Here is a 13,699-nt window from a genome sequence, read left to right on the forward strand (position 1 = left end):
CAGGGGAGTCAGGATAGATCTGGTCTGGACCGATTCTGGCCGATCAGGGGTTCGTCCGCCGGATATCCTGTGCGGGTGACTCTCGCCGTGCGTGTGATCCCCTGCTTGGACGTCGATGCCGGGCGGGTGGTCAAGGGTGTCAACTTCACCGGGCTGCGCGATGCCGGCGATCCGGTCGAGATGGCGCAGGTCTACGACGCCGAAGGCGCCGACGAGCTCACGTTCCTCGACATCACCGCCTCGTCGGGCTCGCGCGAGACGACGTACGACGTGGTCGGGCGGACCGCCGAGCAGGTCTTCATCCCGTTGACCGTGGGCGGCGGAGTGCGGGAGGCGTCCGACGTGGACCGGCTGCTGCGGGCCGGAGCCGACAAGGTGGGGATCAACACCGGCGCCATCGCACGGCCTGACGTGATCAAGGAGATCGCGCACCGGTTCGGCAACCAGGTGCTGGTCCTTTCCCTCGACGTACGGCGCTCGCCGGAGCAGCCGAGTGGTTTCGAGGTGACGACGCACGGCGGCCGGCGGTCGGCCGGACTGGACGCGATCGAGTGGGCCCGGCGCGGGTGTGAGCTCGGTGCGGGCGAGATCCTGCTGAACTCGATGGATGCCGACGGCACCAAAAAGGGCTTCGACCTGGAGCTCATCCGGGCGGTCCGCGAGGTGGTCGACGTACCGTTGATCGCGAGTGGGGGAGCGGGCGCGCCCGAGCACTTCCCGCCCGCGGTCGAGGCCGGGGCGGACGCCGTACTGGCGGCGAGTGTTTTCCACTTCGGTGACTTCCGGATCGCAGACGTGAAGAAGGCGCTGCGCGACGCGGGGATGGTGGTTCGGTGACCGAGGTGACCCCGACCACGCGGCCGACCGAGCCGCTGGTCGCCGAGATCGAGCAGCAGTTGTCGGCGCTCTTCCGGCGGGCCCGCTCCGCGTCGATGATGATGGCGCGCCGGGTGCACCCGGACATGGACGCCGCCGGCTACGCGCTGATCTCACAGATCGAGTTCGCCGGTGGCGCCGGAACCGGCGTCCGGGCGTCCGAGGTCGCGCAGGCGCTCGGCCTCGACAAGTCCACGGTCAGCCGCGGGATCACCCAGCTGGAGACCCTCGGCCTGATCGAGCGCGTCGGCGACCCCGACGACGGCCGCGCCCGCCTGCTCAAGCTCACCCCGCTCGGCGCCGAGCGGTTCTCGGCCCTGCGCGCGCAGCGCCAGCAGGAGTTCCGCGCGATCTTCGACCGCTGGCAGGCCGCCGACCTCGCCGATCTCGGCCGCCTCCTCGGTCACCTCAACAGCGACCTGAGCTGACCTCACTCCGAGTAGCCAAAAGGGCGCTCTCCGCACATATGGTTGCAGAAACCAACTAATCATGTATATAGTTGGGTTATGCAACTAGCTCAGGAACCCCTCGTCCCGGGGGTTGAGCGGGACTCGTCGGCGCAGGAACTGCTCGAGGGAGTCAGCTCGCTGATCCGGGCCGTGCGCTGTATCGACCACAAGCACCTGATGCCGGGGAACGGCCTGCGCCGGTCCGACGCGAGCGTGCTCAAGGTCCTGATGCGGGACGGGGAGCAGCGCGGCGGGGAGATCGCCGCGAAGCTCGGCGTCGACGCGTCCGTGGTGAGCCGCCAGCTGACCGCGCTGGAGGCCGACGGCCTGGTGAGCCGTCGGCCCGATCCGGCCGACGCCCGCGTCGGCCTGGTGCGCGTGTCCGACGCCGGCCGGGTCCGCCTGCAGGACCTGTACGCCGCCTATACCAAGCAACTCCGCGCCGCCTTGGCGGACTTCGACGACGACGCGCTCGGGGAGGCCGCGCAGGTACTGCAGCGGCTCGCCCGCGCGGTCACCGAGGCCGCCGACTCCGTGCGGCGTTCCAATTCAACGGGAGACTGATGACCGCCACTGCGGAAATCCGGAGGCAAGCGCCCAGCGCTCCGGAGCTGACCCACCGCGAGATTCTCGAGATTCTGATCGGCCTGCTGGCCGCGCTGTTCACGGCGATGCTCAGCTCGACGATCGTCAGCAATGCCCTGCCGACGATCATCGCCGATCTCCAGGGCTCGCAGACCCAGTACACCTGGGTCCTGACCGCGAGCCTGCTGGCCACCACGGTCTCGACGCCGATCTGGGGCAAGCTCTCCGACCTGATGAGCAAGAAGCTGCTGGTCCAGCTCGCGATCTCGCTCTTCGTGGTCGGGTCCGCCCTGGCCGGCATGGCCCACAACATGCCGTTCCTGATTGGCGCTCGGGCGCTGCAGGGACTCGCAATGGGTGGTCTGATGGCCCTCGCCCAGGCGATCATCGGCGCCGCCATTCCGCCGCGCAACCGCGGCCGGTACTCCGGATACATGGGTGCCGTGATGGCGGTCGCGACCGTCTCCGGTCCGCTCATCGGCGGCGTCATCGTCGACACGTCGTGGCTCGGTTGGCGCTGGTGTTTCTACGTCTGTGTCCCGCTGGCCGTGATCAGCCTGGTCATTCTGCAGAAGTACCTGCACCTGCCGCTGCTCAAGCGCAAGGTCAAGGTCGACTACCTCGGCGCGATCCTGATCAGCATCGCGGCCAGCCTGCCGCTGCTGTGGGTCACCTTCGCCGGTCACGACTTCGCCTGGATGTCGTGGCAGTCGGCGCTCTTCGTCGGCGGCACGCTGGTGTTCGGGGCGCTCGCCGTACTGGTTGAGAGTCGGGTCTCGGAGCCGCTGGTTCCGCTGAAGGTCGTCCGCGAGCGGACCACCGCGCTGGCGATCGTGGCCAGCCTCGCGGTCGGTGTCGCGATGTTCGGCAGCGCGCTGTTCCTCGGGCAGTACTTCCAGATCGCTCGCGGCTACAGCCCGACCGAGGCCGGTCTGCTCACGATCCCGATGATGCTCGGCTCGTTCATCGGTTCGGTCGGCTCCGGTCAGCTGATCACCCGGTTCGGCAAGTGGAAGCGGTACCTGGTCCTCGGCGGCGTTCTGCTGATCGCCGGTCTGCTCGTCCTCGGCACGATCGACCACCAGACGCCGTACTGGTACGTCGGCCTCGGCATGCTCTCGATGGGCATCGGCATGGGCATGATGATGCAGAACCTGGTGCTCGCCGTACAGAACACTGTGGACGTCTCGCAGATCGGCGCCTCCAGCGCGACCGTCTCGTTCTTCCGCAGCCTCGGCGGTGCGGTCGGCGTCGCCGCCCTCGGTGCGGTTCTCGCGGCGCGGGTCAAGGACCTGATCCTCGCCGGCCTACCGCCGAGCGCACGCGGGCAAGCCTCCGGAGGCGGTCAGAGCCTGCTCGACGTCAACCACCTCCCGCCGCAACTGGCCGAGCTGGTCCGGCACGCGTACGGCGATGCAACCGGACGGATCTTCCTGATCGCGGCGGTCTGTGGAGTGGTCAGCCTGATCGCCGTCCTCTTCATCAAGGAGGTCCCGCTGCGGACCACCGTGCAGAAGCCCGTCGACGTCGAGGAGCTCGCCGATCGGGCCGTCCACGACTGATGCGTGAACCGGTCAGTGGCTAACTTTGCGGTACAGACCACTGACCGGAAGGGCATCATGAGCTCGGGGTACCAGCAGCAGCCGCCGTGGAGCGTTCCGCCGCCGCCGAAGCGGCGGAACACCGGTTTGATCGTCTCCTCGGTGGCGTTCGGAATCATGCTGATCGTGTTCGTCGTGACCGCGTTCGTTGCCCCCGGTTTTCTGGTCGAAGGCGACGCGGACACCGCCGCTCCGACACCCTCGGCGTCCTCTTCCTCCTCCTCCTCGACGCCGCCGCGCTCCGAACCCACCGAGCCGGCCGAGCCGACGCCGTCGGTCCCGATGTCGTCGACGGGCATTGAGCAGGACCCGGCGTACATGAAGCCGATGGAGGCGTTCGTCGCCAAAGTGAACGCCCGCAAGGCCGCCGCCGCGAACGCGATGACGTGCAAGGACGACAAGAGCCAGCGGCTGACGATCCCGCGGGTGAACGCGGCGGTGGCCCAGGGTCCGCACTACGTGATCGAGTACGACAACTCCGGCAAGTCGGTGCTGAACCTGGCCGGTCTTGAGCTTGGCGGCAAACTTGGCAAGCGCGTCGTCCCGAAGGTCGCCGCTGTCGGCAACGAGACACACCTGATCCACACCGGTGCCGTCTCCGCCCGCCGCGACCCGTCCGGTTGGTGCATCAACGCCTTCTACTCCGGCTTCCCCGACATCGACAAAAGCTGAGGCCCGCACCCCGCCACCACTTGGTCGACAAGCCGCCGGAGGAAGTTCAGGATGTGATGGAACCTGGTGGGGGCGTGGCGCGTGTTACCACCAGACGCGGCAGGGGAGGGGCTCGGGTGGATCGGGATCAGGTGCCGGATGTGGCTGTGCTGTACCGGCGGAGTTGGCCGCGGTTGATCGGTGTGCTGGTGTCGATCGGCGGGTCGCGGGCCGACGCCGAGGAGGTCGCGCAGGACGCCTACGTGAAGCTGCTCGGGCGGTGGGAGTCGATCAGCCGGTACGAGGATCCGGAGGCGTGGGTTCGGTCGGTGGCGGTGCGGACGTTGATCAGCCGGTTGCGGCGGCAGCAGGTGGCGGCGAAGGCGCTGACCAAGCTGACTGGGCGCCGGGCCGAGGTGGTCGCGCCGCCGGATGGTGAGTCGCTCGATGTGGCGGCGGCGCTGGCGGTGCTGCCGGCAGCGCAGCGGGCGGTCGTCGTACTGCATCACGTGATGGATCTGCCGGTGGATCAGATCGCTGAGGAATTGCAGGTGCCGGTGGGCACGGTGAAGTCCCGGCTGGCCCGCGCGCGGCAGGCGCTGCAGCCGCTGCTGGAGGTCAAGGAGGTGCCTGAGAATGCATGAGCTACTGAACCGGTACGTCGACGAGCAGACGCCGTCGGAGGCACCGCCGTTCGAGTACGTCGAGCGCGCCGCCCGAGGCCGGAAGGCCCGGAACCGGATGACGGCGGCGGTGGTGACCGGGGTGGTCGTGGCCGGTGCGGCGACGCTCGCCGTGGTGGACCGGCCGCGAGCCGACCAGGCGCCGGCCGGACCCAGGACGACCATCACCCAACCTGTGCAGGGCATTCTGGACGACGGTCCGCCGCCCGATCGGTTCCGGTACGGCCGGACGGAGATGCTGCTCAGAGGCGAGGTCCGGATCACCTCGGTGAAGTACGACCCCGCGCAGCCGACGGTGCTCACGGTGACAGTCCCCAAGGATCTGACCTCGTCGTACGCGTGCTTGCCCGACACGATCGTGCGGATCCTGTCCCAGGACGACAAGTCGGTGCGGATCGCCGCCTACCGGTACCGGCTGGGTGGGGAGCAGGACGAGAACCAGACCTGCGATGAGGTGTGGATGGCTGCCGCCCAGGCGACCGTCCCGCTGAACCTCCGCAGCCCGGTCGGCATCCGCACCGTGTACGCCGGTGCCGCCGGCAAGCGCACTCTCCAGTACTGACGGCTAGCCGGGGCGGACCGCGACCGCCCCGGCCGGCCGGCCGCTCAGACGGTGACCGTGCAACGCAGCGAGTCGATGACGAGCGACTCCCTCATGCCGACGGACAGGTACAGGCCGAGTGCCGGGGTCGGGTTGTTGGTGTCGACGTGCAGGATCGTGCCGGTGCGTCCGGCCGCCGCATCCAGAGCGAACTGGTCGCGCAGCAGGAACTTGGCCAGTCCTCGACCGCGGGCTTCCTCGAGGACAGCCAGTCGGCCGATGTAGTTGCAGTTCTCGTCCTCGATGAACGCGTCGGTGCATTCGCGGACGGCAACTGCCTGACCGTCGATCTCGAGCAGGGTCTCGCCGGACCAGTCGAAAGTCGACTGAGCGTCCCGTGCGGCTTTCCAGTCCTCGAACGGGCGCTGCTCGAAGCCGTACTGCCCGGCGAAGGCCTGAGTCAGCACCTGGTGCGCGGCGCGCTGCGACTGCTCGTCCGGCGTGCCTCGGCGAATCACCACGCCGGCTGGTGTCTCCGGTGCCGGCACCGGCCCATCGTGGTCGATGCGCATCCGGTGGAACGTCGTACCCCTGGCGTAGCCGTGCGACTCGAGTCGCTCGCGGCGTGCCGTGTCGAGGCGGTAGACACCGGTGTCGAGTTGCACGGACGGATGTCCCTGAGCGGCGGCGACCTCGCGCCCGCGCCGGGCGATCTGACCCAGCAGGTAGGCCTCGACGTCCGGATCGCTCGTCACTGCGTCCATGTGGAAGACCTCGTCGCCCTTGGCGAAGATCGAGCCGTAACCAACCAGTCGGTTGCCTTCGAAGACGAGCCAGCCGTCCGTCGTCGGGTCGAACCCCGGTTCGGTCAGCTCGTCGACGGCGTCGTCCAAGGTGTAGTCAGCGAAACCGACCACGGAGTTGTTGTACTCGGCGACCAGGTCGAAGACGGCTTTCGCGTCGGCCGCGGTCGGTGGTCGCACGGTGCAGGTGTCAGGCAGTACGGCGGTCATGTCCACATCGTGGAGAACGACCGCCGTACTGTCGACAGGTTTAACAGGCCTTGACCCACTCCGACTCACAGGCCGGCTGGTTGCTCTGACGGGTCTTCGGTGCGACGGCCGCCGCCGGGGGAGTCTGGTCGCTCCAGGAAGCGAGCAGCACACCCACCTGGTCTTCCACGGGACGTGGCGAGGTCAGGTAGTTGTTGCTGATCATCGAGAAGACCAGCTTGCGACCGTCCTTGTTGGTGACGTAGCCGGACAGTGCGGTCACACCGGTCAGCGAACCGGTCTTGCCGTGCAGGTTGTTGGCTGCCGGGGTGTTGCGCATCCGCGAGCTCAACGTGCCCCCGGTGAACCGGTCCGGGTTGCCGGCGATCGGCAGCGCGTCGTACCACTGCTGGAACCACGGCTCCTGCTGTACGGCGAGCAGCAGCGTGGTGATCGCGTTCGAGGTCACGTTGACCTTGCGGGCCAGTCCGGAGCCGTCGCTGAGCCGGATCGTGCTGGTGTCGACGCCCTTGCTCTTGACGTACTCGTTGACCACGGACAGGCCGGCCGCCCAGGTGCCCTGGCCCTTCTTGACCGCGCCCATGGTCTTCACCAGGTGCTCGGCGTGCATGTTGTTCGACAGCTTGAGGAACGGGTTCATCAGCTCGCCGACGGTCATCGACTCGTCCTTGGCGAGCACGGTGGCGCCGGCCGGGGTGGTGGCGTTCTTGATCCGGCCGTGCACGGTGATGCCCTGTGCGGTGAGCGCCCGGCGGAAGACGTCGGCGGCGTACAGCTCGGGCTCCCAGACGGTCACCCACTTGCTGGACTTGGCCGCACCGAGCGGGAACGAGCCGCTGACCCGGACGGTGTTGGTGCCGTGCTCACGCTCGACGACCAGAGTGCTCGCCGAACCGGCCGCACCGGTGGTGGCGGTGTTCACCACCTTCAGTACGTCGTTGGCCGGGACCGTGTTCAGCTTGACCGGGTCACCGGCCGCGGCGCCGGGCAGCGTCTCGATGATCGCCGTACCGGAGTCGAGGTCGCCGTTGGGAGCAAGCGTCAGTGCGGAGATCTGGGCGGAGTAGTACGACGACTCGTCGTCGCCGGCCCAGCCGTCGCCCAGGCGGACGTGATCGAAGTAGGAGTCGTCGGCGACCAGATTGCCGCTCACCCGGGTGACACCGGCCGCCTTGAGCTGCTTGGCCAGGTCGGCGTAGTCCGCCTCCAGCGTGGTCGGGTCGCCGTACCCCTTCAGGTACAGGTCGCCCTTGACCTTGCCGTCCTTGACCGGAGTGCCCGCCAGTACGTCGGTGTGGAAGCGGAACGACGGGCCGAGCACTCCGAGCGCGGCGGTCGAACTGAAGAACTTGGTGTTCGACGCCGGCACCAGACGGTTGCCGCCGTTGCGGTTGTACAGCGTCTCGCCGGTGGTGGCGTCCCGAACCACCAGGTCGACCTGCGAGCCGGTGAAGGCGCTGTTGGTCAGCAGCTGGTCCAGCTGCGTCTGCAGCGGGGTCTCCTCGGCCGCCGCCTTCGAGCCGGTCGCCTGCGAAACCAGCGCTCCCGCCGCCACGGCGAACACTGCCGCCGCCGCGATCAGCTTGGGCCTTGAAACCCAGGATGAATACCTCACTCAACACTCCCTTGACCAGGCACAATTCCGGACTAGCAGAGTCTCCACCCTTGACGGGGTCTCGCGCAGCAGGTGAATCGATGTAAAACTGCAGATCCCGCCCCCACTCCCAAGGAGTGCAGATGCTTCGACGACTCTTCGCGACCGCGGTCACGGTCGCCGCCGTCGGTTTCTCCGCCGTCCAGGCCGCCCCGACACAAGCCGCTCCCACGCAGGCCGCCGTACCGGAAGCTGCTGGTGCGGTGTTCCCGTCCGACATCGTCAGGCAGGACTTCCCCGACCCTGACGTGTTCGAGCAGGACGGCACTTGGTACGCGTACTCGACCAACACCCCCGACCTGGGGCACGTCCCAGTGGCGACTGCGCCGAGTGCCGAGGGACCGTGGACCACGCGCGGCGACGCGATGCCCGGCGGCCCAGCAGCCTCCTGGGCGCAGTCCGGCCGCACCTGGGCGCCGGATGTCTACCCGAACTCCGACGGCACCTACACGCTGACCTACACCGCCTGGCACAAGGCCTCCGGCCGCGAGTGCATCGGGGTTGCAACGGCTACTGCGCCGCGCGGACCGTTCACTCCGGTCGGTACCGAACCGCTGATCTGCCCGCTCGACCTCGGCGGCGCGATCGACGCCAACACCTTCGTCGACCGCGACGGGACGCGCTACCTGGTCTGGAAGAACGACGGCAACGCGGTCGGCAAGCCGTCGACGCTGTGGCTGACCAAGACGACCGACAACGGCAAGACGCTGGCCGGCGGCAATGTGGCGCTGCTGAGCTCGAACGGGATCGCCGAGGCGCCCGACCTTGTCCAGCGCGACGGCCGGTACCTGCTGTTCTTCTCGACCAACGGCTACAACGACTGCAACTACCGGACCACCTATGCGACCGCGAGTACCTTGGCCGGGCCCTGGAGCGTCGCCCAGCGGCCATTGCTGACGACGCAGTCGTTCGACGGCAACGTGTGTGGTCCGGGTGGCGCCGACTTCGTCGGTGACAAGGTGTTTCTGCACGGCTGGGTGAACGGCTCCCGCCACCTGTACGTCGGCGATGTCGGCTGGGCGAACGACTGGCCGATCGTGCGCGGCAGCCGGGTGCGCACCGAGGCCGAGAGCGGTCAACTGAACCACTGCGTGCTGCGCGAGAACTCCGCGGGCGCATCCGACGGCAAGGCGGTCGGCTACATCGACTTCGCCGACTCCTGGGTGGAGAACCGGGTGTTCGCGCCGGTCGCCGGCGGCTACACGCTGCATGTCGGGTACGCGAACGGCTCGCAGGGCACTGCCAGTCACGGACTGTCGATCAACGGCACACCGCAGGGCTCGGTGAGCTACCCGTTCACCGGCTGGAACCAGTGGCGCGAGTCCTCGGTTCGCGTGACGTTGCAGGCCGGCTGGAACACGGTCCGGCTCAGCAAGGGCACGCTCTACACAGAGGTGGACTACCTGGAACTGCAGTAGCAGGCCGTCCGGTGCGTGGCGCGATGCGGCCGGACCGGACCGCGCCTCGTACGCTCGGCACATGGCGAAACCACCGGAACAGGTCTCCGGCGACAGGCGGGCGCGCAAACCCTTCTGGCTGGACCTGCGGCGTACCGGCCGCGGCCTGCAGGCGATGCTGTACGGCGGCATGGCGTCGCTGGTCTCGCTGATTATCACGTTCTGGACGCTGCCGCAGATCAGTAGTGACGGACGGTTGCCGATCCTGCGGCTAGTGGTCCTGCTGGCGGTCTTCGGCGTGGTGATGCGGTGGGTGCTGGCCGGAGTCGCGATCCTGATCGGTTCGGTCGGCGTACTGGTCGGTGGGCTGCTCTCGCAGTTCGGAGTGGTGTACCTCGGCGTCACGGCCGACCCCGGCGTGAACCTGCACGGCGGTCCCGAGGCAGTGCTCGTGGTGTCGATCGTGATGTCGTCGGTCAGCGTCTTCGTCGGCTGGGTCGCTTATGCCGGCAGTGACGACGCGTACGTCGCCGAACTGATGCGGGTGGTGCGCCGCCGAGCCCGCAAGATGGCGGCCGCGCCGAAGACCGGGATGCTGATCATCCAGATCGACGGTCTGTCCGCACCGCTGCTGAACTGGATGGTGATGTCGGGCAACCTGCCGCATCTGGGTGGCTGGATCCGCGACGGCAAGCACTCGATGGTGGAGTGGCACACCGGCGTACCGGCGACCACTCCGGCCAGCCAGGCCGGAATCCTGCACGGCGGCTCCGGCCAGATCCCCGCGTTCCGGTGGTACGAGAAGGAGACCGGCCGGGTGATGGTGACGAACCGGGGCCGGGACGCCGCCGAGATCGAGGGGCGGATGTCGACCGGCCGCGGACTGCTCGCGGACGGCGGTGTCAGCATCAGCAACAACTGGTCCGGTGACGCCGAGCACTGTGAGTTGGTGTTCAGCCGGGCCTCGCTGCCGAACAGCCGCAGCCGGGGGTACGTGCGGTTCTTCTCCAGTCCCCAGGGCGCTGCGCGCGGACTGGTGCTCTGCGTCGGCGAGATGGTCAAGGAGCTGTTCCAGGCCCGCAGGCAGCGTCGGCGCAACCTGGTGCCGCGGGTGAAGCGTGGCGGCAGCTACATCTTCCTGCGCGCGATCGCCAACGTGCTGTTGCGCGATCTGAACGTCTCGCTGATCACTGACGAGCTGGTGAAGGGTACGCCGGTCATCTACTGCGATTTCGTCGACTACGACGAGGTAGCGCATCACGCCGGTCCGACCCGGCCGGAGTCCCTGCAGACCTTGGAGGGTCTCGACCGGGTGCTCGGTGCGCTGCAGCGGATCATCGACATCCTGCCGCACTCGTACGAGATCGTCGTACTGTCCGACCATGGTCAGAGTCAGGGATCGACGTTCCTGCAGCGCTACGGGCGGACGCTGACCGAGGTTGTCGACGAACTGGTCGACACGGCCAGTGAGCCGGTTGCTGCGGTCGGCAAGTCCGAGGGCTGGGGCCCCGTGAACGCGTTCCTGACCGAGCTGGCGCTGCGCCGCAGTGTGGCGGGCACGGTGACCCGCAAGGCGTTGCACCTCAAGGCTGACGGTGAGGTGGAGCTCGGTCCCAAGGACTGTGAGCCGCCGGTCAGCTCTGACCAGCAGATGCTGGTCACCGCATCGGGGAACCTGGCTCTGATCTACCTGGCGAGTACGCCGGGCCGGGTGCCGCTGGAGGAGATCGAGCTGCAGCACCCCAAACTGATTCCGGGACTGGCGACGCACCCGGGCATCGGGTTCGTCGTGGTCGACTCGCTGGCTGAGGGGCCGGTGGCGATCGGCCGGGCCGGCGTTCGGGTGCTCAAGTCCGGCCGGGTCGAGGGCGAGGACCCGCTGGCGCGCTACGGACCGTACGCACCGGCGTCGATCCTGCGCCAGGCGGAGCTGCCGCACAACGGAGATGTCGTAGTGGTCAGCCGGGTCGACGACTACACCCGCGAGGTGGCCGCGTTCGAGGAGCTCGTCGGCTGTCACGGCGGCATCGGCGGCTGGCAGACCGAGGCGGTGCTCGTGCACCCGGCTCGTTGGGAGCTCAAGGAGTCTCCCGTAGGCTCCGACGCGATCCACGCGTTGCTGATCAGCTGGCTCGAGAAGCTCGGGCAGCGCAAGGACATCGAGGAGCCGGTCGAGACGAAGGTAGAGGCCTGAAGCGTGCGGATCACCTGGTGGGGGCATGCGACCACCACCATCGAGGCGGACGGCACCCGGCTGCTGACCGATCCGGTGCTGACGTCGCGGATCGCGCACCTTCGGCGCCGTCGCGGTCCCGCTCCGACTCCGGAGGCGGGTCAGTGCGACGCGGTGCTCGTTTCACATATGCACGCCGACCACCTGCATCTGACCTCGTTGCCATTGATCGCTCCGGAGGCGGCACTCGTCGTACCGCGTGGTGCGGCCCGGCTGATCCACCATGACTACGGCGCCGCGTATTCAGACCGCTGTATCGAGGTAGCGCCCGGTCATCAGCTCCGGATCGGCTCCGTCGAGATCACCGTGATCACGGCTCACCATGACGGTCGACGTCTGCCCTGGTCGTCGTACAGCGGTCCGGCTGTGGGCTACCGCGTCGACAGCTCGCCGAGCGTCTGGTTCGCCGGCGACACGGACCTGTACGACGACCTGGCGGCCGAGGCCGGTCCGGTCGACGTGGCGCTAGTTCCAGTGGGTGGTTGGGGACCCTCGCTCGGACCGGGGCATTTGAACCCAGAGCGGGCCGCCGAGGCAGTCCAGCGAGTCGGCGCGAGTGTGGCGATCCCGGTGCACTTCGGGACCTTCTGGCCGATCGGCTTCGACCGGGTGCGGCCTGAGCTGTTCCTGCCGCCGGGGGACCAGTTCCGAGCCGCCATGGCGGAGCTGGAGCCCGCTGTGAAGGTGAATCTGTTGGTACCAGGAGAGTCGATCGAGGTGGCCGGATGACGGGTAATGCGGACTTCGACCTCTGGTACCTCTTCGCGCTCGCCGGTGCCGTCCTGATCGGTGCCGTACTGCCGGTGCTACCGACCGGCGCTGCCGTGTCGGCGGGTGCAGTGCTCGCCTCCCACAGCACTCCGATCGGACTGCTCGGCGTACTCATCGCCGGTGCCGCAGGTGCCTATGTCGGCGACCTGATCGTGTACGCCGGGTGCCGGTTCGGCGGGGAGAAGCTGGCCAAGCGCATCGGGTGGCTGCGGGACAACGACAAGCTGGACGCGCTCCGGGACCGCCTGTCCGAGCATGAGATCGGCGTACTGCTCACGTCACGGCTCATCCCTGGTGGGCGAGTGCCGGTGCTGCTGGCCGCCGGACTGGCCGGCTACCGCTGGGAGCGGTTCGCACTGGTCGACCTGGCCGCGTCCTCGCTGTGGGCCGCGGTCTACATGGCGATCGGGCTCCTCGGCTACGCCCTCTTCCCTGAGCCATGGCAGGGAGTGGTGGCGGCGATCGCGCTGGTGCTGCTGACCACTGTGGTCAGCAGCCTGGTCCAGAAGTACCGGCACAAGCGGGCGGCCGCGGCTGCCTCGTCAGATGCCGAATGAGGTGCTCTTCAGCTCGTCGATGACCGCCGGGTCGCCCTCGAGCTGAACGTCGGCCACCTGCTGCCGACCGAAGCAGAAGAGCACCAGCTCGGCCGCCTCACCGATCACTGTGACCGAGCGGCCGTTCACGGGCTGCTTCGCGACGATCGACTGACCGGTGGGCCGCTGGAGCACAATGCCGACCGGCGCCTTCCGGGTCATCGTGCGGCCGGCGACCTTCAGGCCCTTCCACAGACCGGCCTGCTGCTCGGCGGGCAGGGTGCGCACGGTGAAGTCCGGCTGTGCCCGGCGGACGTCCTCGTGGTGCACCAGGTACTCGGTGGTGTTCAGCTGGTGCCCGATCAGCGGGAGCCCGTAGATCGAGGCGCGCGGCGGCCCGTTGCGGACCTTGTCCACCACGCCGGCGAACCCGTACTTCGCCTTCGCGCGCTCCATCCGCTTCTCGGTGGTGTCGGCGAGCGCGGAGATCATGATCCCAGGCCCGGCCATCGGGTCGGACTCCCGCACGTACAGGTGCACCGCCAGGTCGTACGTCGTCCAGCCGTCACACAGCGTCGGCTGGTCCGGCCCTAGCTCATCGAAGAGGTCACACAGAGCAAGTCGTTCCACCCGGCTGTAGTCAGTCACATTCCTGATCGTAGTTGTCGGTCCGCAATGGCAGAATGTCAATCGTTGTCATGATTGTGAC

General features: G+C 68.2%; 14 protein-coding genes. 11 read left to right on the plus strand and 3 right to left on the minus strand.

Features of this window, described 5'->3' with window-relative positions:
* Positions 1-75: 75 nt before the first annotated feature.
* From hisF to ABZS29_RS29950, 7 genes are all read left to right on the plus strand, one after another.
* Complete coding sequence (hisF, locus tag ABZS29_RS29920) at positions 76-837, plus strand: imidazole glycerol phosphate synthase subunit HisF (protein WP_355466855.1); 762 nt, start codon at positions 76-78, stop codon at positions 835-837.
* The gene (locus ABZS29_RS29925) at positions 834-1,304 is read left to right on the plus strand and encodes a MarR family transcriptional regulator (RefSeq protein WP_355466857.1); all 471 of its coding nucleotides are present in this window, start codon (positions 834-836) and stop codon (positions 1,302-1,304) included. The genes hisF and ABZS29_RS29925 overlap by 4 nt, the downstream gene beginning before the upstream one ends.
* Before the next feature lie 78 nt (positions 1,305-1,382).
* Positions 1,383-1,889, plus strand: coding sequence for a MarR family transcriptional regulator (locus ABZS29_RS29930; protein WP_355466859.1), 507 nt, complete (start codon positions 1,383-1,385; stop codon positions 1,887-1,889).
* Positions 1,889-3,472: an MFS transporter gene (locus tag ABZS29_RS29935; protein ID WP_355466860.1), complete on the plus strand. Its 1,584-nt coding sequence runs from the start codon at positions 1,889-1,891 to the stop codon at positions 3,470-3,472. Before ABZS29_RS29930 ends, ABZS29_RS29935 begins: the two co-directional genes overlap by 1 nt.
* Before the next feature lie 57 nt (positions 3,473-3,529).
* Positions 3,530-4,183, plus strand: a complete 654-nt coding sequence (locus ABZS29_RS29940) for a hypothetical protein (RefSeq protein ID WP_355466862.1) — start codon at positions 3,530-3,532, stop codon at positions 4,181-4,183.
* A 116-nt stretch (positions 4,184-4,299) separates the two neighbouring features.
* A complete protein-coding gene (locus ABZS29_RS29945; protein WP_355466864.1) occupies positions 4,300-4,806 on the plus strand; it encodes a sigma-70 family RNA polymerase sigma factor in 507 nt (168 codons plus the stop codon).
* Positions 4,799-5,407, plus strand: a complete 609-nt coding sequence (locus tag ABZS29_RS29950) for a hypothetical protein (RefSeq protein ID WP_355466866.1) — start codon at positions 4,799-4,801, stop codon at positions 5,405-5,407. The genes ABZS29_RS29945 and ABZS29_RS29950 overlap by 8 nt, the downstream gene beginning before the upstream one ends.
* Before the next feature lie 44 nt (positions 5,408-5,451).
* Here ABZS29_RS29950 and ABZS29_RS29955 read toward each other — a convergent pair whose 3' ends face one another.
* Entirely contained in the window at positions 5,452-6,399 is a 948-nt protein-coding gene (locus ABZS29_RS29955) for a GNAT family N-acetyltransferase (protein WP_355466868.1), read from the minus strand.
* A 40-nt stretch (positions 6,400-6,439) separates the two neighbouring features.
* Positions 6,440-8,014 carry a D-alanyl-D-alanine carboxypeptidase/D-alanyl-D-alanine-endopeptidase gene (dacB, locus tag ABZS29_RS29960; protein ID WP_355466869.1) on the minus strand — a complete coding sequence of 525 codons (1,575 nt, stop codon included), beginning with the start codon at positions 8,012-8,014 and terminating at the stop codon, positions 6,440-6,442.
* Positions 8,015-8,136: 122 nt separating this feature from the next.
* Here dacB and ABZS29_RS29965 point away from each other — a divergent pair, with 122 nt between their 5' ends.
* From ABZS29_RS29965 to ABZS29_RS29980, 4 genes are all read left to right on the plus strand, one after another.
* Positions 8,137-9,471, plus strand: coding sequence for a family 43 glycosylhydrolase (locus tag ABZS29_RS29965; RefSeq protein WP_355466871.1), 1,335 nt, complete (start codon positions 8,137-8,139; stop codon positions 9,469-9,471).
* Between the two features lie 61 nt (positions 9,472-9,532).
* Positions 9,533-11,644: an alkaline phosphatase family protein gene (locus ABZS29_RS29970; protein ID WP_355466873.1), complete on the plus strand. Its 2,112-nt coding sequence runs from the start codon at positions 9,533-9,535 to the stop codon at positions 11,642-11,644.
* Between the two features lie 3 nt (positions 11,645-11,647).
* A complete protein-coding gene (locus ABZS29_RS29975) occupies positions 11,648-12,412 on the plus strand; it encodes an MBL fold metallo-hydrolase (RefSeq protein ID WP_355466875.1) in 765 nt (254 codons plus the stop codon).
* Positions 12,409-13,011 carry a VTT domain-containing protein gene (locus tag ABZS29_RS29980; protein ID WP_355466877.1) on the plus strand — a complete coding sequence of 201 codons (603 nt, stop codon included), beginning with the start codon at positions 12,409-12,411 and terminating at the stop codon, positions 13,009-13,011. The genes ABZS29_RS29975 and ABZS29_RS29980 overlap by 4 nt, the downstream gene beginning before the upstream one ends.
* Here the strand turns inward: ABZS29_RS29980 and ABZS29_RS29985 are convergent.
* A complete protein-coding gene (locus ABZS29_RS29985; RefSeq protein WP_355466878.1) occupies positions 12,997-13,638 on the minus strand; it encodes a TIGR03085 family metal-binding protein in 642 nt (213 codons plus the stop codon). The genes ABZS29_RS29980 and ABZS29_RS29985 overlap by 15 nt on opposite strands.
* Between the last annotated feature and the right edge of the window lie 61 nt (positions 13,639-13,699).

Source organism: Kribbella sp. NPDC005582 (genome assembly GCF_040605415.1).
Classification (GTDB): domain Bacteria; phylum Actinomycetota; class Actinomycetes; order Propionibacteriales; family Kribbellaceae; genus Kribbella.